Here is a 21,421-nt window from a genome sequence, read left to right as displayed (position 1 = left end):
GCTCACATCAGCCGTTTTTTGACCTCGCCACCCACTTTGCCGAAATCCATTTGCCCCGCATAGCGTGTCTTGAGCACGCCCATCACCTTGCCCATGTCACGGATTGAGGTTGCGTTTGCTTCCTTGAGGGCAGCGTCCACGGCGGCGGTGACTTCCTCCGCCGAGAGCTGCTTGGGCAGGAATTCCGCGATGATCTGGCTTTCCGCGCGTTCCTGTTCCGCCAGCTCCAGCCGCCCGGCCTCCTCATAGGTGCGCGCGCTGTCCTCGCGCTGGCGGATCATCTTGTCGAGGATAGAGAGGATATCGGCCTCCGACACGCCCTCCGATCCATCATCCCCGCGCGATGCGATGTCGCGATCCTTCACCGCGGCCATAATCAGGCGCAACGTGGCAAGGCGCTGGCTGTCGCGCGCCTTCATCGCCTCTTTCATGTCTTTGGTAATGCGCTCTCGCAGCATCAAATCACCCACCATGTTAGGAATATCTGTCGCGCCAGACTATACGCATCGCCCTCAGTAGGAGCAAGGCTGGAGAGATTTCGCTAAACTTATGATTTCACTATGAAATCTATTCTCAGCGCCTTCTTGACGCTTGGCGGGACGCAAGGTAGCTTCCGCCAAATCTCAAAAAGGTGCGCCATGACCGCTCAACCCCACCCGACCGCCTGCCTTGTCCTTGCAGATGGAACGATTTTCTATGGCCGCGGCTTCGGGGCCGAGGGTGTGAAAACCGCCGAATTGTGCTTTAACACCGCGATGACCGGCTATCAGGAAGTGATGACCGACCCGTCCTATGCCGGGCAAATCGTCACCTTCACCTTCCCCCATATCGGCAACACTGGTGTGACCCCGGAAGATGAGGAAGGCCCGCAGGCCCAAGCCTCCGGCATGGTGGTGAAATGGGATCCGACCGCCCCGTCCAATTGGCGCTCCACCGGCACGTTGCAGGACTGGATGCGCGCGCAGGGCCGGGTTGGGATGGGCGGTGTGGACACGCGGCGGCTGACCCGGATGATCCGTTCGCTTGGGATGCCGCATGTGGCGCTGGAATATCGCGAGGATGGCCAGTTCGACCTTGAGGCGCTGCGCGCGCTGGCCGCTGGCTTCGCCGGGTTGGAAGGGGCCGATCTGGCAAAGGATGTCACCACCGGACAGACCTATCAATGGTCCGATCAGCGGTGGGCATGGCCGGGCGGCTTTGCCCCGAGCGAGGGCAAGGGCCGCAAGGTCGTCGCCGTGGACTACGGGGCCAAGCGTAACATCCTGCGCTGTCTGACCTCTGCCGGGTGTAACGTCACGGTCGTGCCCGCCACTGCCACGTTTGAAGAGATCATGGCCCATGAGCCAGAGGGTATTTTCCTGTCCAATGGTCCGGGTGATCCGGCGGCAACCGGCGCCTATGCGGTGCCGATGATCCGCGCGGTGCTGGAGCAGACCGATCTGCCGGTGTTTGGCATTTGCCTTGGCCACCAGATGCTCGCGCTCGCGCTGGGTGGCGAGACGATCAAGATGAACCATGGCCACCACGGCGTGAACCATCCCGTGCAGGACGTGGAAACCGGTAAGGTTGAGATCACGTCGATGAACCACGGATTTGCGGTGAACGCAGACACGCTGCCCGAGGGCGTGAAACAGACCCATGTGTCGCTGTTTGACGGCACGAATTGCGGGTTGCGCGTTGAAGGGCGGCCCGTGTTTTCGGTGCAACACCACCCGGAGGCCAGCCCCGGCCCGCAAGACAGCTTCTATCTGTTTGAGCGGTTCGTGGCGTCGATGGATCGGGCGGCCTGACGGACGGGCCATTCGACGTTCGTTAACACTCCGTTAACCTCGGCCATGCGACGGTGATCCCGACAGGGAGGTCGCCGCTTGGCCTATACATCAGAGACTGAACAGTGGGCAGCCATCGTGCCCGCCCCCCGGGTGGTGCCTGCGGGGCGCGTCGGTGCATCCTCGCCCGGCTTTGATGCGGTCACACCCTTCCCGGCCCCGGTGCAGCCGCTGCGCCCGCGCCAATATGCCATCGACCTTGCGCAGAACCCGGCTCAGGATGACCGCGCGCGGCTCTTGTCCGGCGCATTCTGTGCCGAGCATCTGTGCCTGCCATGGCGCAGCTTTGGGCTGGTGCTGGTGGTCGCGGTCACGACGATCACCGATACGGATCGGGTGCGCGCCGAACTTGCCCGCCATTGGCGCGGCAGCATCCTGTTTTCCTTTGCGGATGAACGCTCCCTCCATGCGGAAATCACCCGCTGCCATGGCGCGGAACTGGCCGAAGCCGCCTCGACCCTCTGCCCCACGGAATATGCCTGCCGGGACTGGGCCGGGGCGCTGCGCCCGTCAATGCTCGCGGCCCTTGCTGCGGGCCTTTTGCTCTTCGCCATCGCCGCACCGTCCGTGGCGCTGACGCTGCTGTTGGGCTGGATCGTGATCATGAACACCGCGACCACCGTGATGCGCATGATCGGGCTGATGACCAAGCCGTCCGAACTGGCCCCGGAGCCGCCGCCGCTGCCGGAGGTGCTGCCGGTCGTGTCGATCCTCCTGCCGGTTCACAAAGAACCAGAGATTGTAGATCAGCTTGTCCAAGCGATTAGTAAGATTGAATATCCGGCGCATCTTTTAGATATCAAATTACTCATCGAAGCGCATGATGATGTGACCCGCGCGGCGCTGAGCCGCTCCCCCCTGCCGGACAATATCGAAGTGCTCGACATCCCGCCCGGCGGCCCCACGACAAAACCGCGCGCGATGAATTACGCGCTGCCCTTCTGTCGGGGCAGCATCGTCGGCATTTATGACGCCGAGGATCGCCCCGATCCCGATCAGGTCACGCTGGTGGTGCGCAGCCTTGCCGCCGCCCCCGCCCGAGGTCGCGTGTGTGCAGGCCCAGCTTGATTTCTACAACCCAAGACAAAACTGGATGACCCGCTGTTTCACCATGGAATACGCGATCTGGTTTCGGGTGCTGTTGTTCGGCGTGCGCCGCCTTGGCATTCCGCTGCCGCTCGGCGGTACGTCGGTTTTCTTTCATACCCATGTCTTGAAGGAAATCGGCGCGTGGGATGCCCATAACGTCACCGAGGATGCCGATCTCGGTATGCGGCTCGCGCGGCTCGGATACCGCTGTGACCTCGTGCGGTCAGTGACGTTTGAAGAGGCCAACCCCCAATTGGGCAACTGGCTGAGGCAACGCTCCCGCTGGCTCAAGGGCTATGCCGTGACATGGGTGAACCACATGCGCACGCCGCTGCGGCTGTGGCGCGATCTGGGGACCGGGCCATTTCTGGGCTTTCAGCTTTTGCTGCTGGGATCGGTCACGGCCTACCTTGCGATGCCGCTGTTCTGGGTGCTGCTGTTCGCGGAGGTGACGGGGATCAAGCCGCAATGGCTTGGTGCGGTGGACCGGACGGTCTGGTCACTATTTTTCATCAGCCTGCCCTTGGGCAATCTCACCATGATCTGTGCGGCAATCCTGGCTCTTTATCGGCGCCGTCTGCTCGGCCTGTTGCCATGGGCATTTACCCTGCCCGCCTATTGGTCGCTTGGCTCCATCGCGTCCTATCGCGCGATTTTTGAATTATTCACCATGCCGTTTCATTGGCAAAAAACCCAACATGGGTTGGCCCGAAAATCGGTTTCCAGAACGGAAACAGACTAGCTGTTTTGACCTATCGAATGGGCGCTCCATTTCTAACGTCACAACAGGAGGGAAATTCATGACACAGTTTACTCGACGCTCCGTTCTGGCCACTGGTGCTGCGGGGGCAGCGCTTGGCCTTTCGCAAGTCCATGCCGCAGCACCTCTCATGGGCTCATGGCGGCCAACCTACCGGCGGGTGAAACTCGGCGCGTTTGAAGTCACCACACTTTTGGATGGTGCGGCCCCGGTGCCGAACCCGCAGGGCATTTTCGGTCAGGATCAAAGCGTCGAGGCGGTCGAAGGACTGCTTGCCGCGAACAATCTTCCGACGGATATGATGGAATTCACCTTCCTGCCCACAATCGTGAACACGGGAGCGGAACTCATTCTGTTTGACACGGGCAATGGTGCCGGCGCCCAGCCCGCGCGCGGTAACCTTCTCGCCGCGATGGAGGCCGCTGGCTACAGCGCCGATCAGGTGGATGTGGTGGTCATCACGCATATGCATCCCGACCATATCGGCGGCATGATGACCGATGGCGCGCCGACCTTCCCCAATGCGCGCTATGTGATGGGGGCCACGGAGTATGATTTCTGGAACTCCACGGATCGTGTCGGCACCGGGGCTGAGGGCATCCACACGATGGTGCGCAACACGCTCGCGCCGATGGCGGAGAAAACCACCTTTGTTCAGCCGGGCGACAGTGTTGCCAGCGGGATCGAGGCGATGGCCGCTTTTGGCCACACGCCCGGTCACATGACCTATCACATCGAGAGTGAAGGCAAGCGCGTGGTCCTGACCGCCGACGCGGCCAACCATTTCGTGCTTTCCCTCCAGCGCCCGGATTGGGAAGTGCGGTTTGACATGGACAAGGCCGCCGCGGCGCAAACCCGCAAGGATCTGTTCGGGATGCTGGCCGCTGATGGTGTGCCGTTCATCGGCTACCACATGCCCTACCCCGCGATGGGTTTTGTCGAGGCGGCAGGCGATGGGTTCGACTACACGCCAGTGAGCTACCAACTGAACCTTTGAGGACCAAGGCCCAGATCGGAAAGCTGCGCCCATTGCGGGGCGTAGCGCGCCCGAAAGGCAGCCCGTTCGGCCTCATCTGAAAAACACTGCGGCGGATTGGGGGTGAAAGGCACACCCGCTTCCGCCGCATTGCGTTGGCGCAGGGGGTCAAGTGCGGCCAAATCCGGGCTGGGGTTGCGCACCCGGCGCACCTGCGGCAGCACCCGCATCCATGCGGGCAACTGCGCGGCGGCAAGCACCTCCGGCACCACCGACACCCCGCCGTTATAGCGGATCACCCGCAGCGCCTGCCGCCCGAACACATCGGCCCACCAGCCGAGGATCGTGGGATAATCAAGATGCGCTTGCGTCCATTCATCCTCACACCATTCGGCAAAGCTGCGCGGCTCCCGCACATCGCGGTTGCGCACCATCTGCGCATAAAAGCTGACGGCCCAATCGGCATGATCGCGCAAGACGACGATCACCTCCGTCTCTACCCGCCCTGCGAAGGGGCGGAATGCCTCCGCATAGCACGGATGCTCCCCTGACAGGTTTTCCGCACTCACTATCGTGCAGCGCGCCGCCCCTGCCACGTCATAGAGCCGCGCGATCCGCTCCCGCGCCGGGCCAAAGACGGGATGCGGGCCGCCATGGTCCTTTTCATGTGCGATGGCAGCGCCCAGATCCGATTGCTTTGACAGCCGCCGTCCCGTGGCACCTTTGGAAAGCGGATAGTGCACACCAGCCCAGCGCAGCAGATGCCTGTTGCGCACCAGCGCATGTTGCACAGCGGAACTGCCGGTTTTGTGCATCCCGATATGAAGGACCAGCCGCCCCATGGATCAACCGTAGGTTAGGCGGGCCTCCCCCAGCCCCGCGATGGCAAAAACGGCCTCCTGCCCCGGTGCAATACTCTGCAAACCGGCATGCGTGCCGCAAAGCAGGATCTGCCCTTGCGCCAGCACCTGACCGCGCGATTGCATCACCGTGGCGATAAAAGCTGCGGCCTCAGCGGGCGGTTGGGGGGCGGTGTTTTCGGCGGAGAGCCGTTCCTCCCCGCCGATGGTCAGGGTCGCGTGCCCCGTCAGATCGCTCTCGCATCCCTGCCCGGGCTCACCGACCACAGCGCCTGCGTTAAACACATTTGCCGCGATGATGGAGGGCGCATGGACGCTCTCGCCCTGCCGCCGGTCCAACACCTCAAAGGCGGGCGTGAACCGCGCGATATAGGGAAGGATCGCGTCCGCCGTCCATGGCCCCGCGCGCGACGGCAAATCGGTGGCAAGGATCGCCGCGATCTCCGGCTCCAGCATCAGAGTGGCATAATCGCCCGGATCAAGTGCCGCAGCACCGTCACGAATATCCGCCGCCATGACCCGCGCCACCGCTGGCTCGGAGACATGATACCGCTCCAGCAGCGCGGGGCTGTTCCAGCCGATCTTATACCCGCCGACCGGGCCGGACAGGGCCGTCACCCGGTCCTGCACGTCATAGCCCGTCGCGATGTCAGGGATCGGAAAATCGACAAAAGGCGCGCGCGCCCGGCGGTCCGCCGCGATGTGGCGCGCCAGCGCATCAAGATCCATTGCGGCCCTCAGCATCAATCTTGAGCCGGGTTTCATAGGCGATGGAGATATGCGCCCGCGCGGCCTCATCCGCGCCATCCCCATCGCGCCCGGCAATGGCATCCACGATCGCGTTATGCTCCGCCATCGCCACTTCGGGCCGCCCTTCGGCGGAAAAGGACGTGGTGGACAAAAGCGCCATCGACCGGCGCACACTGTCGAGTTGCTGGATCAGATAGCGGTTATGGCTCGCAAGATGGATTTGCCGGTGAAAGCGTTTGTTGGCCCGGCTCATCGCCTTGGGATCGGACATCAGCTTCTTGTCGGCGTCGATCATGTCATAAAGGACGCGGATTTCCTCCGGCGCGGCATGTTGCGCGGCGAGCCGTGCGGCCAGCCCTTCCAACTCTGCCCGCACGACATAAAGCTCACCCAATTGGTCATGATCGAGCGATGAGACGATCAGGCTGCGCCCGTCACGGGCCAGCACGCTTTGCGTTTCGAGCCGTTGCAGGGCCTCGCGAATGGGCGTCCGGGACATGCCGAGCCGGTCGGCCAATTCGCTTTCCACCAGCCGATCACCGGGATTGAATTCGCCATTGTCGATGGCCTGAAGGATGCGCCGATACGCATCCGTTGGGCCGGTTTCGGTGCTGGGCATCTGCGTCCTCCCGTCAGTCTTTGTATACACTTGTATTCGCAGAAGACGGTTGGCGCAATTGCGAGCTTAAGCAGATGCCGTAATGTGCCACGCGGCCGTGTCCAGCCACACGGTGCCATCCGCCCGCTGATGCGCGGCAAGCGCGTCGCGCAGACGCTCTTTCACCTTATCGCGCAGGGGTTTCTCGACATTGCGCAAGCGGCTGGCGAGTGTGCCGATCCGGGTGAAAAACAGCGTCGCGGCCTCTATCCCGTCTGCGTCCATCGCGTAGCCGACCTCCGCGGGGCGGTTGATTTCGGTGAACACCACGTCCCGCCATCCGGCCTGCCGCAACACTCTGTCCACATAGTCCTGATCCGCCCAGCCAAACGGCCCCGCGCCGCCCGCAGGGGGAAGGCTGGTCAGCGCCTCTCCCAAAACCGGGCGTGCGATGTCCAAGGGCAAGCGCGCCCATGCGTTCAGCGCCGCGTCCTGCCATGTGATGACCGACAGCGTGCCGCCGGGCTCGATCTGCCCGCGCAAATGGCGCATCGCGCCGACAGGATCGTCGAAAAACATCACGCCGCACCGCGAATGCAGGGCGTCAAAGGGCGGATCGGCGGTGAAGCGCGCCGCATCGCCCTCAACCCATTTGACGCGCCCACCCACGTCGCGCGCACGCGCCACCTCCAATAGATCACGCGACAGATCAAGGGCGGTGACGTCTTTGCCGCGCAGGGCCAACGTCAGCGCACTCTCCCCCGCGCCGCAGCCGACATCCAGCACCCGCGCTGCGTGCTCCAGCGGGCCAAAGGCGGCCTCTCCCACGGGGCCAAGCAGCGCGTCGAGCGCATCGGCCCGCCGGGCCCATTCCTGCCCGACCCGCCCCTGCCAATCGCGTGCATCCGTCATGCGCTTTCCTCCGCTGGACCATTCCGTATCACCGCCCTACCATCGCGCCATGACAATCACAATTTCCCAAGACTTCTCTGGCGTCACGGCGTGGGTGTTTGACCTCGACAACACGCTCTATCCTCCGCAAGCGCGGCTGTTTGACCAGATCGAGCATCTGATGCATCGCTATGTGATGCGCGAACTGAACCTGTCGGAATCGGACGCAAGCCACCTGCGCAAACGCTATTGGATGGAGCATGGCACGACCCTGAACGGCCTGATGCAAAACCACGGCATCCACCCCGATCCATTTCTGGAGGAGGTGCATGATATCGACCTCACCCATCTAACGGAGGACGAGCGGCTGGGCGCTGCCATATCCGCGCTGCCGGGGCGCAAGATCGTCTACACCAACGGGTCGCGCAAACATGGAGAGCGGGTGACGGCAGCACGCGGGCTCAACGGGGTGTTTGATGCGATCTTCGGGATTGAGGATGCCGATTACATCCCAAAGCCGCAGGCGGACGCGTTCGCCAAAGTCTTTGCCAAGGCCGCGATTGCACCCATTGGCGCGGCGATGTTCGAAGATGACGCGCGCAACCTCAAAGTCCCCTATGAGTGGGGCATGAAAACCGTGCTCGTCGGCCCCGCAGAGGACGCGCCGTACGCCCCGGATCAGACCGAACACCTTGCCGCGTTTCTGGAAGCCCTGACATGAGCCGGGCGTTTCGTCGCGGGCCGTGGGCTTTCCCCGCCCCGCGCGGCGGCCTATCTTTTGCCCTATGAAAAGAGAACAGACTGATATCCTAGTCTCCGGCGGCGGCGTGGCCGGGCTGGTGGCCACCATCGCCTTTGCATCGCATGGGTTTCGCACGATTTGCGTCGATCCGGTCCCGCCGGTGACCGAGGCCGCAGCCGACGGGTCGGATCTGCGCTCCACCGCGTTTTTGCAGCCCTCCGTGCGCCTGATGAAGGAAATCGGGCTTTGGCCCCGCCTTGCGCCCTATGCGGCACCCTTGCGGATCATGCGGCTCGCGGATGCAGGCGGGCCTGAGCCGGAGATTCGCGAAGTGCGCGATTTCGTGGCCGATGACCTTGGCGAGGAGGCGTTTGGCTATAACCTGCCAAACTGGCTTTTGCGCCGCGAAATGGTCGCCCATCTGGAGGCGATGCCAAATGCCGATCTGCGCATGGGCACCGCGCTGTCACAGCTTTTGACCCGCCAGACAGAAGCGCTCGCCACCCTGTCGGACGGCACGGCGTTGCGTGCGCAAATGGTGATCGGGGCGGATGGGCGCAATTCCTTCGTGCGGGAAGCCTTGGGGATCGGCGCGAAAACGACCCGGTATGGGCAAAAGGCCATCGTGTTTGCCGTGTCCCATCCGGTGCCCCATGACGATATCTCGACAGAGATCCACCGCACCGGCGGGCCGTTTACGCTGGTGCCTTTGCCCGATGCGGAGGGGCAGCATCATTCCGCGATCGTGTGGATGGAAACCGGGCCAAAAGCCACGGCGCTCATGGCGATGGACGAGGCTGCCTTTACCGAGGCGCTCAACATTCGGGCCTGTGGGGTTTTGGGGGATTTGACGCTCGCCTCCCCCCGGCGCATCTGGCCGATTATTACGCAAAAGGCAGAGCGGCTGACCGGCCCGCGCACCGCCCTGATCGCGGAGGCAGCCCATGTGATGCCACCCATCGGCGCGCAGGGGCTGAATATGAGCCTGCGGGACATCACGACGCTGTTGTCCGGGGTCACAACCGCCCGTGAGACCGGGCAGGATTGGGCCGGTGCGCCCGTGCTTGCCGCCTATGCGCGCGCGCGGGAGGTCGATATCGCCGCGCGGCTCAAGGGGATCGACATGCTCAACCGCGCCGCGATGGCAGAGGCGCAGCCGCTGCGTGATCTACGCCTTCGCGGATTGACCGCGTTGCACGGTTTGGGGCCAGTGCGTCAGGTCGCGATGCGCATGGGGCTGGGTGCCGGTCAGAACTGAAACCCGATCTTGAACGCCGCCTGATCCGTGCGCTGCACATTGCCGGGCGTCTGCTGGACCGAGAGGGTGAAATCCCCTGCCGACAGGCCCGGCACATCGCCCCGCAGCGCAAGGAACAGACCCGGCGCTGTCGCATCGGCGGCATCAAACCGGTGGGTCGTGTATTGGATGTTGCCCGCCAGATCCCGGCCAGAGGCAAGCGTGATCTCCGCTGTGCCGCCCACCTGTGCCTGTGGCTGGTAGACACCCACCGACAGCGCATGATGATCCGACAAAAGCTCAAGCCCCAGCGTCGCATCCTGCATCACGGCCCCCGTTTGGCCCCATGTGTTGATGCCAGACGCGGTATCGTCGATCCGGGTAAGGGCCGCCTGCCCGAACAATTCGACCCGGTCGCTCAGCGTGTGGCGCAGGCCAAAGGTGAAGTTGGATTGGCCCTCTTGCGTGGCACCGATAGCCTCTCCCTCAGCCATGGAAAACCCAAGGCGCAGGCGGGTCCGCTCAGACAGTGTCGCAACGCCATCAAAGCCAAGCGATGCCGCCTCCACATCTTCGGAGAACGCCGCATACCCGCCAAGCGACAGCCAGCCCGACGCAGCATAGCGCGCCTCAACGCCAGAGGCGCGCGCCGATGCAGGCTGCGCCACAAGCCCGAGCTTTCCGCCCCAAAAGGCCTGCTGCCCAAAGGCATGTGCATCCGCCTGCGTCATGGTCGCGAAACTCAGACCATTGGCGAAGGTGACATCCGCTGCGGGCGCGGCCGCTGTATCGGCGGAATAGCCAATCTGCCGGGTGGTCGTGGCGATGGGTTCCATCAGCTTATCAGCGGACACTTGGAACATTGCACCGTCGAATTGATCGAACACCGCGACCTGAGTGGCACCGAGCGCGGCGAGCACCTGCGCGCTCACCCCTGCGGGAAGCGCGATCCGGGCCTTCTCAACCGGGGTCAGCCCGCCATCAAGATGCGCTCCCTGCGCCATACCAAGCCCGGCGATAGGCTGGGTCGCGGCGTTCACATCAATCAGGCCACGCCCGAACACATTGCGCATCGTTGCCTCTGTGCAGGTGTTTATTGTGCACCCTGAAACGGTCGTCAGCCCGTTCAGGGTCGCCGTTTCCTTCAACCGGGTCACGACCTGCGCGGAGGTGAGGGTCGGAAAGGCCTGTTTGAGGAGCGCCAACGCGCCGGTTACAACTGGCGCTGCAAAAGAGGTGCCGGAATTAAGACGCGTCCCACCCGAATTGCTGGCAAGCACCACATTTCCGCCGGGCGCTGTGACGCAAAAACTCTGCGCCAAACCACACCGATTGGTATAGCTCGTCTCACGCAAATTGGAGTCGACATCCACGACCGTCAGCCATTGCGGAGCCAAAATGGCATCGTAATGCGCAGCTCCCCCATGCATCTCGACCTGAGAGCGCCCCGAATTGCCCGCGGCAAACACAAAAATGACCCCATTGTTCACCGCATTCCGATAGGCATCGCGGATTTGCGGGCGGCCATTCATGTAGGTTGACGCTCCAAAACTCCCAACCAGTGGCGAGCCGCCCCAACTGTTGTTCGAAATCTCGACCCCATCTGCGACCTGCCGATTGATCAGCGCCGCCAGATCCGAGTCGGTGTAGCCAATACTGCTGCTATCTGAGAGTTTATAACTGTAGAGGGTCGCGTCATAGGCAACGCCCTGCGTGCCAAAACCATTGCGCGCCCCTGCCGCGACGCTTGCAACACCTGTTCCGTGATTGACCTGATCCCGGTCCGCAGCAGTCAGCCCACCGCGCAGAATGTACGTCCCGGCGATCCGCCCCGCAAAATCCTGATGAGTGCCTTGGATACCGCTATCGACAATCCCGATCTTGACATTGCGTCCCGTGTAGCCCCGCGCATTTGCCTCCAGCGCCTTGACGGAGCGCAGGGCGTAATTCGCTCGCGCCTCCATATCGGATGCGACGACCGGTCCGGTTGCAGCGGCACCGCTTTCAGCCGTGCTGCCACCACCGCCTCCGCCACAGGCAGCAAGCCCAAGAAGGCTAACACTCAGGATGAAATGAGAAAAAGACCCGCGCATAAATATCCCAGTATGAAGGTATCGAGATCAAATCATCCTACGAAAATACAGCATATGAAGGTTGCAAACCCGAACAGATGATACAACCGCGCAACCACGAATTTGCGCCTTTCCGCTCCGCGAAAGCGTGAAAAAACCGTTAAATTCCAAAGTCGGAATAATCCCGCTCAAACCGGGCTAATTGGTTCGCGAACGGCCAGTGTCAGGAGTCCCCTGAGCCGCAAAATCATGCTATGGCCACTCTCCACGCTTCACGCAGGACCAGCCGCCATGACCCGCCTCAACCTTGAACAATTGCGCAGCTTTCTTTGGGTCGTGCGGATGGGCGGCGTGCGCAAAGCCGCCGATGGCCTCAACGTTACGCAACCCGCGATCACCGCGCGGATCAAAGCGCTGGAAACCACCCTCGGCGCGGAGGTGTTCGACCGCACCACCACCGGGCTGAAGCTGACCAAGCGCGGCGAATTGCTGCTGCGTTATGCCGAACAGTTTGAGCAACTCAGCGCGTTGGTCGAGCGCAACGTGATTGATCCTGACGGGATCGAGGGGCATCTGCGCGTTGGCGCGTCCGAGACGATCGCCCAGATTTGGCTGCCCGATTTCATCACCCGCCTGCACCAGCGGTTCCCGAAGATCGAGATTGAGGTGAATGTCGACATCTCCATCGTGTTGCGCGCGGCTCTTTTTGATCGGGAGGTCGATCTGGCGCTGCTGTTGGGGCCGATCTCCGATTATTCGGTCGATAATGTCGAATTACCGGGATTTGAGCTGGCGTGGTACGCGGCGGCCACCATGCCCGAGCCGGATCATGTGGACGGCTATTTCAACCGCCCCGTCATCACCTATGCCCGCAACACGCGACCCTTTCGGGAGGTGCAAAGCGCGCTGTTTGAGCGTGTCGGGCCGGATGTGCGGCTGTTTCCGTCCTCCTCCCTCTCGGCCTGTATCCGGTTGGTGGAGGCGGGATTGGGTGTGGCGGCCCTGCCGGTTGTGCTGGGGGAATCACTCACCGCACTTGGCACCGTGAAGCCATTTGATCCCGGCTGGGTGCCGGAGCCTTTACGCTTCTCCGCCAGCTATCTGGCAGACCCGAAAAGCCAGATCGTTGAAATTGCAGCAAAATGTGCGGCGGAAGTGGCTGAGGAGTATCTAGGATATAAAAATATTTGATACGTAGCCAGAAAATCTTTCGATTTGATGTGATCGCGATTTGTTTCGATCCTGCACCAACACGATGCAGGAGCGACCCGTGCCGCTGGACTATGAAACTCTCAAACACCTCTCGCCGGAGGAATTGCGCCGCCTGATCCGGGCAGGGCGTTATACGGGCCACACGGCCGGATTGGGCGATGGTGTGTTGCAAGCCAATCTCGCGATCCTGCCGGCTTCTGTCGCGCTGGATTTCATGCGGTTCTGCCAGCGCAATCCAAAACCCTGCCCGCTCGCTGGTGTATCGGAAACGGGCGATCCGTTCATGCGCACCATGGGCGCGCGGATCGACATTCGCACCGATGTGCCCGCCTATAACATCTACCGCGATGGGGCCTATTCAGAATCGGTCACGGATATCGTCGATCTTTGGGCTCAGGATATGGTCGCCTTTGCCATTGGCTGTTCGTTCACCTTTGAGCATGCGCTGGCGCAAGTGGGCGTAAAGCTTTGGCATATTGAGCATAACACGACCGTGCCGATGTTCCGCTCCGCGATTGAGACGATCCCGGCGGGGCCATTTGGCGGCAAGATGGTCGTGAGCATGCGCAACATCCCCGCCGCGCACCTTGATCTGGTGATCGAGACCTCCCGCAAATTTCCGCTCGCCCATGGCGCGCCCGTCCATTGGGGCGATCCGGCGGAGATTGGCATTCGGGACGCAAACCGCCCCGACTGGGGCGACCCCGCCCCCTGCCCTGAAGGCCACATTCCCGTCTTTTGGGCCTGTGGCGTGACCCCGCAGGTTGCCATTGAGCGCGCGGCCCTGCCGCTCGTGATTACGCACAAACCCGGCCACATGCTCGTGACCGATATTCCCGAGGCCGCCGAAAACCCGGTCTTGCAACCAAGCTGAACAACAGAACACCCTACCAACAAGGAGAACTGACACATGATGAAACGATTGATCCCAGCGCTCGCGGCCACAACCGCCCTCGCAAGCCCGGTCATGGCCGAAAGCCTGTCCGTTGTCGGAAGCTGGTCCGGCCTGCCGCTGCACAAGCAATATGAAGCACCGTTTTGGGAGGAGACCCTTCCCGCCGCATCCGGTGGCGATATCGAGGTGGCGCTGACCACCCATAACCAGATGGGCCTTGGCCTTGGCGATATTTACCGGCTTTTGGGCGACGGAGTTTATGATGTCGCAATGACCGTTGGCGATTATGCCGTGGCCGATGCGCCCGAGCTTGAAGGACTGGACGTGCCGCTGCTGGCCCTCTCCGCCGATGAGGCGCGGGCAATGGCAGACGCCGCAAAGCCAATGGTCAGCGACATTTTCGCCAACCGCTTCAACTCCCATGTTCTGGCCATCGCGCCCTATCCGCCGCAGATCGTGTTCTGTAACGCTGAGATTGCGGGCCTGTCCGACCTTGCGGGTCTCAAAGTGCGGGCCTCTGGCCGGATGACCGCGAAATTCCTTGAAGCGCTTGGCGCGGAGGGCGTGAACGTGTCCTTCTCCGAAGTGCCGGGCGCGCTGCAAAAGGGTGTCGTGGATTGTGCCGTCACCGGCGCTGGCTCCGGCTATTCCGCAGGCTGGTGGGAAGTGTCCACGCACCTTCTGACCCTGCCCATCGGCGGCTGGGATCCGGTTGTGACCGCAATCAACATGGACAAGTGGAACAGCCTGAGCGCTGAGCATAAAGCCCTGATCGAGGCGGAGATCGCCGCGAATTTCGAAGCTCCCGCATGGGCCAGCGCGCAAAACGCGCTCGCCAATGATGTGGCATGTCTCACCGGGACGGGCGAATGCACCTCCGGCGATGCGCGCAACATGGTGCTGGTCGAGGCAACGGACGAAGATTTCGCCATCGCCCGCGATGCGCTCGTGACCCAAGTGCTGCCGGAGTGGAAAGACCGCGCCGGGGAGGATTGGATCGCCCGCTGGAACGCATCGGTCGGCGAAGTCGTCGGCGTCACGATCAACTAACCCCAAACAAGAGGACCAACAGCGATGGCCGAGAGCATTCTCGCAACTCTGCACAGGATCAACCGGGGCGTTGCCCTCGTGATTGGCGCCGTGCTTCTGATCTGCGCAGGCGTTGTGCTGATAGACATCATCCTGCGGCAGATCGGGTCGTCCTTTGGCGGGACGGATGAGATCAGCGGCTATGTGATGGCCATCGCGACCTCTTGGGGCATGGCGTTTACCATGCTGGAATTGGGCCATGTGCGCATCGACCTGTTGCGCACACGGGTGAAAAAAGTGGCGGGGCGGGTTCTGTTCGACCTCGGCTCGCTGCTGATCCTTGCTGGAACCGTGTCGATCATCGCGTTCCAGTGTTGGCCGGTGGTCGAGGGTTCGCTGCGCAACGGCTCGCGCGCCAACACAGTGCTGGAAACGCCGCTTTGGATGGTGCAGGTGCCATGGTTCGCAGGCTGGGTCTGGTTTGCGCTGATGGCATGGGCCGCGCTGGTCTGCGCGATCATCCTTGCCGCTCAAGGCAAATTCGGGGCGGCCGAAGGGGCGATTGGCACCTTTGGCGAGCAGGAGGCCGCGCTGTGATCGGGTATATCTCCATCGGACTTCTGGGCCTTTTAAGCCTCTCCATTCCTGTCGGCATCGTGTTGTTTTTGCTTGGCTTTGGTGTGGACCAATGGTTCAGCCCTTTCCCCTTGATCCGCGCGCTCGGCTCAATGGTCTGGTCGGCCTCGAATTCCGCCACGCTGATCGCGATCCCCTTCTTTGTGCTGTTGGGCGAGATCCTCGTGCGCTCCGGCATCGCGGAGCGGACCTATGCCGCACTTGACCGGTGGGTGAGCTGGCTGCCCGGTGGGCTGGTGCACGCGAATGTCGCGACCGCGACGATGTTTTCCGCGACCTCCGGCTCCTCCGTCGCAACCGCCGCGACAGTGGCCACGGTCGCCATGCCACAGGCAGAACGGCTCGGTTATGATCCGAAGCTGTTTTCCGGGGCGATTGCAGCGGGCGGCACGCTGGGCATCATGATCCCGCCGTCGATTAACCTGATCGTCTATGGCTTCCTGACGCAAACCTCGATCCCGCAATTGTTCCTTGCCGGGCTGATCCCCGGCATCGCACTTGCCCTCGGGTTTCTGGTGATCACGGCGATCATCTGCATGATCCGCCCCGAATTGGGCGGGGAGCGGCGGGTGTTTCCCTTCATCGAGATGCTGCGCGCCTTGACCCATCTGTTGCCTATCGTGGTGCTGTTCGGGATCATCATCGGCACGATCTACACTGGCCTTGCCACCCCGACCGAAGCCGCCGCTGTGGGTGTGGCGGGCGCGTTTGCCATTGCCGCCGTTTTTCATGGCGTCACATGGGATATGGTCGCGCAAAGTGTCATCGGCACGATCAAGATCACGTCGATGATCATGCTCGTTGTGATCGGCGCGTCCTTCCTGAACCTCACGCTCGCCTCTGCCGGGCTGGGCCGCGAATTGCGCGACCTGCTCGAAGGCATGGGGCTGACACCGATGATGACCATCCTTGTGGTGGTGTGCATCTACATCGTGCTGGGCTTTTTCATCGAAACGCTGAGCCTGATGGTCGTCACCATCCCGATCATCGTGCCGCTGGTGGTCGCCCAAGGATTTGATCCGATCTGGTTCGGCATCCTGATGATCGTGCTCATTGAAATGGCGCTGATCACGCCGCCTGTGGGCCTCAACCTTTATGTTGTGCAAGGGGCGCGAAAATCAGGGCATATGGGAGAGGTCATGCTGGGCGCGATCCCGTTCGTCATCGTGATGCTGCTGATGGTCGTGGCGCTGATCGCCTTCCCCTCTATCGCGCTCTTTTTGCCGGAGGTCATGAGTTAACCCGTTCCTCTTTGAAGCGAAGCGAAGCAGACGGGTTAGAGGGCCCGCTCCGACAGGGGGCGGGCCCTATCTTTTTTGCACCCCACTGCCCATCGCCGGATGCATGGCACCCATACGCAAATGCAACTTGTGCCGTCGGTCGGTTCCGGGCAGATGCTCTGTCGGTCCGAAAAGCGACTAAATTGCTGTTTCATTAGACGTTTCGCCTAAGAATCAGTATGACGGAAAACAGATTAAGCGTTTTGCATTGGGTCGCCCCGATCATCTGGTGCGCTTTCTTTGATACAAGGATTCCACGATGGCTTCGCCCGACCCCAGCAAACAGACCCTGACCTTCAACACGGATCGCGGCGCATCGCGTTCCAAATGGGTCGCCGTGATCCTTGGATTGGCCATGGTGGGATGGATGGCGAGCGGCATCATCCTGCCCACGCCGGAGGATGACAGCGAAGCCGCCCTGCCCTCCGTCCGCAGTGCCGTGACGGTCGCCACGACAAATTCGACGGCGGAAGAAATCCAGCAGATTTTCTCCGCCGAGGGGCAGGCGCAGCCGGACCGGATCACCGAGATCAGGGCCGAAAGCTCCGGCCCCGTGGCCGAGTTGGTCGCCCGCAAGGGGCAATATGTCCAACAGGGTGACGTGATCGCGCGCATTCAGGATACCGACCAGCGCGCGCAACTTACGGTTGCGGAGGAAGACCTCGCACGGGCGCAGCGTGAATTTGACAACGCCGAGGCGCTGCGCGAACGCGGTAACGCAACTGCCGATCGTGTCACGACAGCGCGCGCCGCGCTCGCTGCGGCACAGGCGCAACTGACGCGCGCGACCGAGGCGCTCGACAACACCGTCATCCGCGCGCCCTTTGCCGGGCGGCTGAGTGCGCTTGATATTGATGAGGGCGAATTCGTGCAGGCAGGCGGCAGTGTTGCCGAAGTGCTCGACAGTGATCCGCTTACCGTCGTGATCCAAATCCCGCAACAAGCCCTATCCGGCATCCGGGAAGGCCAACCGGCGCAGGTCGAGTTCATCACGGGGGAGCAGCGGATTGGGGAGATCAACTTTGTCGGGATCAATGCCGACAGCGCGACGCGGACCTTCCGCGCCGAAGTGATCGTCCCCAACAGCGATCTTGCGCTGCCCTCGGGCATCAGTGCGCAGGTGCGGGTCGCGACAGGTTCGGCAGTGGCGCATTTCATCTCCCCCGCCACGCTGTCGCTTGGCCCCGATGGTGCGCTTGGCGTGATGATCGTGGATGAGAACAGCCGCGCGCGGTTCACGCCGATCACCATCCTACGCGCGCAGACCGATGGCATCTGGGTCGGCGGATTGCCCGAGCAGGCGCAGATTATCACGGTGGGCCAAGGCTTTGTGAGCAATAACCAGCCCGTTACCCCGGTGACGGATACGAGCCTCGTGGAGGTGACCCAATGAATACGATCATCGACGCTGCCTTTTCGCGAACGCGTGTTGTTGTCCTGACGCTGGTGGGCATCCTGATCGTCGGGGCGCTGTCCTATATCTCTATCCCCAAGGAAAGCTCCCCTGAGATTCCGATCCCCGCCGCGTATATCTCCACCTCGCTCGAAGGGATCGCGCCGGAGGACGCGGAGCGCCTGTTGCTGGAGCCGTTGGAGACGGAGCTTTCTGCCCTCTCTGGGCTTAAAACTATGAATGCTGCCGCCGCTGAAGGCTACGCCAACGTCAATCTGGAATTCGAGCCGGGCTTTGACAGTGACGAGGCGCTGGAAAAGGTGCGCGAGGCGGTGGACCGCGCGGCGCTGGAATTGCCCGCGGATGCCGATGATCCGCGCGTGTCAGAGATCAACACCGCCCTCTTTCCGATCCTGACCGCGATTCTGTCCGGCCCGGTGCCGGAACGCACCCTCAACACCCTGGCCGATGATCTGAAAGACCGGATCGAGGCGCTTGCCGGGGTGCTGGAGGTCGATATCGGCGGCTCCCGCACCGAAGTGCTGGAAGTGCTGATCGACCCGACCGTGTTTGAAACCTACAACCTCTCCTTTGAGGAATTGATCGGCCAGATCACCCGCAACAACCGCCTGATCGCGGCGGGCGCGATTGAGAGCGACGCGGGGCGGCTGGTGCTGAAAGTGCCGGGCCTGATCGCGGATATCGACGATCTGATGGAGCTTCCGGTGAAGGTGCGCGGCGAGACGGTCGTGACCTTTGCCGATGTGGCCACGATCCGCCGGACTTTTGCCGATCCCACTGGCTTTGCCCGGATCAACGGCCAGCCCGCGCTGGCGCTTGAGGTGAAAAAGCGGGTCGGGGCCAACATCATCGAAACCGTGGCCGAAGTGCAGGCGATCATCGACGACGCGCGCAATGAATGGCCCGATACGGTGCGCGTCAATTACACATTGGATGAAAGCGAACAGGTCCGCACCCTGTTGAGCGATCTGGAGGCGAACGTGATCGCCGCCGTGTTCCTTGTGATGATCGTGATCGTCTATGCCCTTGGCCTGCGGTCCTCCATTCTGGTGGGGCTGGCCATTCCGGGCGCGTTTCTGGCGGGGGTGATGGCGCTCAATCTGATGGGGTTCACGCTCAATATCGTGGTCCTGTTCAGCCTGATCCTTGTGGTCGGGATGCTTGTGGACGGCGCGATTGTGACGGTGGAATTGGCGGATCGCCGCCTCTCCGAAGGGGACAGTCCGAAAGAAGCCTACGCCCATGCCGCCAAGCGGATGGCCTGGCCCATCCTTGCGTCCACCGCCACGACGCTCTGCGTGTTTTTCCCGCTTCTGTTCTGGGAAGGCGTGATTGGCGAGTTCATGAAATTCCTGCCGATCACGGTGATCCTGACGCTGTCGGCCTCCGTGTTTATGGCGCTCATCTTTATCCCCGTTCTGGGCGGCGTGATCGGCAAGGTGCAGCCGCAATCGAAAAAGCAAAAGGCGCAGCTTCATGCCGCCGAATTTGGCGATCCGCGCGACATGACCGGGTTTGCCGGGGCTTATGTGCGGTTCCTGCAATGGGCGATCCTGCGCCCGCTGACGACGCTGGCTTTCGCCATTCTGATGCTGATCGGGGCTTTTGGTGCCTATGGCGCCTTGGGCAACGGGATTTCGTTCTTTCCCTCGATTGAACCGGATTTCGCCAATGTCGAGGTCCGCTCGCGCGAAAACTTCTCGATCTATGAGCGGGATGCGCTGGTGCGCCGGGTGGAAAATCGCCTCCTTGATCAAGACGAGATCGTGAGCGTCTATGCCCGTACCATCGGCAGTTCTGCCGACAATGAAGAGATGATCGGCACGCTCCAGCTTGAATTCACCGATTGGGACACGCGCCGCAAGGCAGAAGTGATCGCGGATGAGATCCGCACCATGATGAGCGACATCCCCGGCATCAATGTGCAGGTCCAGATCGAATCCGGTGGCCCTGCGGGCGGCAAGCCCATCAACCTCAAGGTTCTTGCCACTGATCCGGGTGATCAGATGGACACCGTCCACGCGATCCGGGCGGAGATGGACCGGATCGGCGGTTTTGTCGATGTCACGGACACGATGCCCCTGCCCGGCGTGGAATGGCTGATCCAGGTGGACCGGTCGGAGGCCGCGCGGTTTGGCGCGGATATCACGCTTTTAGGTCAGGCGGTGCAGCTTTTGACCAATGGCATCACGGTGGCCGATTATCGCCCGTCGGATGCGAATGGCGCAGTCGATATCCGCGTGCGCTTCCCCGCGGGCGACAGAAATCTTGAGGAGTTGCAGGCGCTGCGCGTGCCGACCTCGGCGGGGCTGGTCCCGATCGGTAACTTCGTGACCTTCTCACCCGCACCGCGCAGTGGCACGATCCGCCGGATTGATCAGGAGCGCGTGGTCACCATTGAGGCGAATGTGGACCGGGACCGGCTGGTGAACGATCAGATCGTTCTGTTGACCGAAGCCTTGGCCAATCTCGATCTTCCCCCCGGCGTCAGCTATCAGTTCGGCGGTGAGGCGGAGGATCAGACCGATGCGATGAAGTTCCTCGCCGCGGCGTTTGGGGCAGCGATCCTGTTGATGTTCGTGATCCTCGTGACCCAGTTCAACAGCTTTTATCAGGCTTTCGTGGTGATGAGCGCCATCGTGTTCTCAGTCGCGGGCGTGCTGATGGGCCTCCTCGTGACCGGGCGCCCCTTTGGCATCGTGATGGGTGGCATCGGGGTGATTGCGCTGGCTGGGATCGTGGTGAACAACAATATCGTTCTGATCGACACCTACAATGATCTGAAGAAGGCGGGCCAGTCCCCCTTGGAAGCGGCCCTGCGCACGGGCGCGCAACGTCTGCGCCCGGTGATCCTGACCTCGGTGACGACGGCACTGGGACTGATGCCGATGGTGATTGGTCTCAATATCAACTTCTTCACACGAGAGATCGTCTATGGCGCGCCCTCCACCCAATGGTGGACGGAGTTGTCGAGTGCGATTGCGGGCGGTCTTGTGGTGGCCACGATCCTGACCCTGATCGTGACCCCGGCCATGCTGATGCTGGGCGAAAAGCGCAAGACGCGAAACGTATCAACTCCCACATCAGCGGGGATCCCTGCGGAATAAGGCGCGCTCCCGCCCGTCGCACAGTCGCTAACGCTCCTTCCTCC

Annotated in this window: 19 protein-coding genes; 13 read left to right on the top strand and 6 right to left on the bottom strand. The window is 62.1% G+C overall.

Annotated elements, in window-relative coordinates:
- Positions 1-2 precede the first annotated feature (2 nt).
- The gene (locus FHS89_RS11385) at positions 3-473 is read right to left on the bottom strand and encodes a GatB/YqeY domain-containing protein (protein ID WP_246413797.1); all 471 of its coding nucleotides are present in this window, start codon (positions 471-473) and stop codon (positions 3-5) included.
- Between the two features lie 165 nt (positions 474-638).
- Here FHS89_RS11385 and carA point away from each other — a divergent pair, with 165 nt between their 5' ends.
- The 4 genes from carA to FHS89_RS11365 all read left to right on the top strand — a co-directional run bounded on the left by carA (position 639) and on the right by FHS89_RS11365 (position 4,675).
- Positions 639-1,790, top strand: coding sequence for a glutamine-hydrolyzing carbamoyl-phosphate synthase small subunit (carA, locus tag FHS89_RS11380; RefSeq protein ID WP_184011697.1), 1,152 nt, complete (start codon positions 639-641; stop codon positions 1,788-1,790).
- A 78-nt stretch (positions 1,791-1,868) separates the two neighbouring features.
- Positions 1,869-2,897 carry a GspE/PulE/PilB domain-containing protein gene (locus tag FHS89_RS16365; protein ID WP_184011695.1) on the top strand — a complete coding sequence of 343 codons (1,029 nt, stop codon included), beginning with the start codon at positions 1,869-1,871 and terminating at the stop codon, positions 2,895-2,897.
- A gap of 25 nt (positions 2,898-2,922) precedes the next feature.
- Positions 2,923-3,660: a glycosyltransferase family 2 protein gene (locus FHS89_RS16360; RefSeq protein WP_281376688.1), complete on the top strand. Its 738-nt coding sequence runs from the start codon at positions 2,923-2,925 to the stop codon at positions 3,658-3,660.
- A gap of 58 nt (positions 3,661-3,718) precedes the next feature.
- Positions 3,719-4,675 carry an MBL fold metallo-hydrolase gene (locus tag FHS89_RS11365; RefSeq protein WP_184011691.1) on the top strand — a complete coding sequence of 319 codons (957 nt, stop codon included), beginning with the start codon at positions 3,719-3,721 and terminating at the stop codon, positions 4,673-4,675.
- Here the strand turns inward: FHS89_RS11365 and FHS89_RS11360 are convergent.
- From FHS89_RS11360 to FHS89_RS11345, 4 genes are all read right to left on the bottom strand, one after another.
- A complete protein-coding gene (locus tag FHS89_RS11360) occupies positions 4,657-5,496 on the bottom strand; it encodes a hypothetical protein (RefSeq protein ID WP_184011689.1) in 840 nt (279 codons plus the stop codon). The genes FHS89_RS11365 and FHS89_RS11360 overlap by 19 nt on opposite strands.
- 3 nt (positions 5,497-5,499) lie before the next feature.
- On the bottom strand, positions 5,500-6,243 hold the full coding sequence (locus FHS89_RS11355; protein ID WP_184011687.1) for a fumarylacetoacetate hydrolase family protein: 744 nt from the start codon (positions 6,241-6,243) through the stop codon (positions 5,500-5,502).
- Positions 6,233-6,883 (bottom strand): GntR family transcriptional regulator, encoded by a 651-nt coding sequence (locus FHS89_RS11350; RefSeq protein ID WP_184011685.1) that lies wholly within the window; start codon positions 6,881-6,883, stop codon positions 6,233-6,235. The genes FHS89_RS11355 and FHS89_RS11350 overlap by 11 nt, the downstream gene beginning before the upstream one ends.
- A gap of 66 nt (positions 6,884-6,949) precedes the next feature.
- Positions 6,950-7,774, bottom strand: a complete 825-nt coding sequence (locus tag FHS89_RS11345; protein ID WP_184011683.1) for a class I SAM-dependent methyltransferase — start codon at positions 7,772-7,774, stop codon at positions 6,950-6,952.
- Positions 7,775-7,823: 49 nt separating this feature from the next.
- On the opposite strand from FHS89_RS11345, the gene FHS89_RS11340 reads away from it, so the two are divergent.
- On the top strand, positions 7,824-8,474 hold the full coding sequence (locus tag FHS89_RS11340; protein ID WP_184011681.1) for a pyrimidine 5'-nucleotidase: 651 nt from the start codon (positions 7,824-7,826) through the stop codon (positions 8,472-8,474).
- A gap of 64 nt (positions 8,475-8,538) precedes the next feature.
- The gene (locus FHS89_RS11335) at positions 8,539-9,753 is read left to right on the top strand and encodes a UbiH/UbiF family hydroxylase (protein WP_184011679.1); all 1,215 of its coding nucleotides are present in this window, start codon (positions 8,539-8,541) and stop codon (positions 9,751-9,753) included.
- Here the strand turns inward: FHS89_RS11335 and FHS89_RS11330 are convergent.
- Positions 9,744-11,825 carry a S8 family peptidase gene (locus tag FHS89_RS11330; RefSeq protein WP_184011677.1) on the bottom strand — a complete coding sequence of 694 codons (2,082 nt, stop codon included), beginning with the start codon at positions 11,823-11,825 and terminating at the stop codon, positions 9,744-9,746. The genes FHS89_RS11335 and FHS89_RS11330 overlap by 10 nt on opposite strands.
- Before the next feature lie 270 nt (positions 11,826-12,095).
- Here FHS89_RS11330 and FHS89_RS11325 point away from each other — a divergent pair, with 270 nt between their 5' ends.
- The 7 genes from FHS89_RS11325 to FHS89_RS11295 all read left to right on the top strand — a co-directional run bounded on the left by FHS89_RS11325 (position 12,096) and on the right by FHS89_RS11295 (position 21,377).
- Complete coding sequence (locus tag FHS89_RS11325) at positions 12,096-12,995, top strand: LysR family transcriptional regulator (RefSeq protein WP_184011675.1); 900 nt, start codon at positions 12,096-12,098, stop codon at positions 12,993-12,995.
- Between the two features lie 79 nt (positions 12,996-13,074).
- Complete coding sequence (locus FHS89_RS11320) at positions 13,075-13,890, top strand: putative hydro-lyase (RefSeq protein ID WP_343051444.1); 816 nt, start codon at positions 13,075-13,077, stop codon at positions 13,888-13,890.
- 39 nt (positions 13,891-13,929) lie between these two features.
- Positions 13,930-14,961, top strand: coding sequence for a TRAP transporter substrate-binding protein (locus tag FHS89_RS11315; protein WP_184011671.1), 1,032 nt, complete (start codon positions 13,930-13,932; stop codon positions 14,959-14,961).
- A gap of 24 nt (positions 14,962-14,985) precedes the next feature.
- A complete protein-coding gene (locus FHS89_RS11310) occupies positions 14,986-15,537 on the top strand; it encodes a TRAP transporter small permease subunit (protein WP_184011669.1) in 552 nt (183 codons plus the stop codon).
- Complete coding sequence (locus FHS89_RS11305) at positions 15,534-16,817, top strand: TRAP transporter large permease subunit (protein WP_184011668.1); 1,284 nt, start codon at positions 15,534-15,536, stop codon at positions 16,815-16,817. The genes FHS89_RS11310 and FHS89_RS11305 overlap by 4 nt, the downstream gene beginning before the upstream one ends.
- A gap of 298 nt (positions 16,818-17,115) precedes the next feature.
- The gene (locus tag FHS89_RS11300; RefSeq protein ID WP_184011667.1) at positions 17,116-18,249 is read left to right on the top strand and encodes an efflux RND transporter periplasmic adaptor subunit; all 1,134 of its coding nucleotides are present in this window, start codon (positions 17,116-17,118) and stop codon (positions 18,247-18,249) included.
- Positions 18,246-21,377, top strand: a complete 3,132-nt coding sequence (locus FHS89_RS11295; RefSeq protein ID WP_184011666.1) for an efflux RND transporter permease subunit — start codon at positions 18,246-18,248, stop codon at positions 21,375-21,377. Before FHS89_RS11300 ends, FHS89_RS11295 begins: the two co-directional genes overlap by 4 nt.
- The last annotated feature ends 44 nt before the right edge of the window (positions 21,378-21,421 follow it).

This window comes from Rubricella aquisinus (assembly GCF_014199445.1).
Classification (GTDB): domain Bacteria; phylum Pseudomonadota; class Alphaproteobacteria; order Rhodobacterales; family Rhodobacteraceae; genus Rubricella; species Rubricella aquisinus.
Note: the sequence above shows the minus strand (reverse complement) of the source record. Positions and strands in the feature narration are given on the sequence as shown.

Bases quoted from the DNA above. Each gene is read 5' to 3' on its own strand.
- FHS89_RS11385 (WP_246413797.1), bottom strand. From the start codon at position 473: ATGGTGGGTGATTTGATGCTGCGAGAGCGCATTACCAAAGACATGAAA.
- FHS89_RS11335 (WP_184011679.1), top strand. From the start codon at position 8,539: ATGAAAAGAGAACAGACTGATATCCTAGTCTCCGGCGGCGGCGTGGCC.
- FHS89_RS11315 (WP_184011671.1), top strand. From the start codon at position 13,930: ATGAAACGATTGATCCCAGCGCTCGCGGCCACAACCGCCCTCGCAAGC.
- FHS89_RS11300 (WP_184011667.1), top strand. From the start codon at position 17,116: ATGGCTTCGCCCGACCCCAGCAAACAGACCCTGACCTTCAACACGGAT.
- FHS89_RS11310 (WP_184011669.1), top strand. From the start codon at position 14,986: ATGGCCGAGAGCATTCTCGCAACTCTGCACAGGATCAACCGGGGCGTT.
- FHS89_RS11365 (WP_184011691.1), top strand. From the start codon at position 3,719: ATGACACAGTTTACTCGACGCTCCGTTCTGGCCACTGGTGCTGCGGGG.
- FHS89_RS11355 (WP_184011687.1), bottom strand. From the start codon at position 6,243: ATGGATCTTGATGCGCTGGCGCGCCACATCGCGGCGGACCGCCGGGCG.
- FHS89_RS11350 (WP_184011685.1), bottom strand. From the start codon at position 6,883: ATGCCCAGCACCGAAACCGGCCCAACGGATGCGTATCGGCGCATCCTT.
- FHS89_RS16360 (WP_281376688.1), top strand. From the start codon at position 2,923: ATGACCCGCTGTTTCACCATGGAATACGCGATCTGGTTTCGGGTGCTG.
- FHS89_RS11295 (WP_184011666.1), top strand. From the start codon at position 18,246: ATGAATACGATCATCGACGCTGCCTTTTCGCGAACGCGTGTTGTTGTC.
- FHS89_RS11360 (WP_184011689.1), bottom strand. From the start codon at position 5,496: ATGGGGCGGCTGGTCCTTCATATCGGGATGCACAAAACCGGCAGTTCC.
- FHS89_RS11325 (WP_184011675.1), top strand. From the start codon at position 12,096: ATGACCCGCCTCAACCTTGAACAATTGCGCAGCTTTCTTTGGGTCGTG.
- carA (WP_184011697.1), top strand. From the start codon at position 639: ATGACCGCTCAACCCCACCCGACCGCCTGCCTTGTCCTTGCAGATGGA.
- FHS89_RS11340 (WP_184011681.1), top strand. From the start codon at position 7,824: ATGACAATCACAATTTCCCAAGACTTCTCTGGCGTCACGGCGTGGGTG.
- FHS89_RS11330 (WP_184011677.1), bottom strand. From the start codon at position 11,825: ATGCGCGGGTCTTTTTCTCATTTCATCCTGAGTGTTAGCCTTCTTGGG.
- FHS89_RS11345 (WP_184011683.1), bottom strand. From the start codon at position 7,774: ATGACGGATGCACGCGATTGGCAGGGGCGGGTCGGGCAGGAATGGGCC.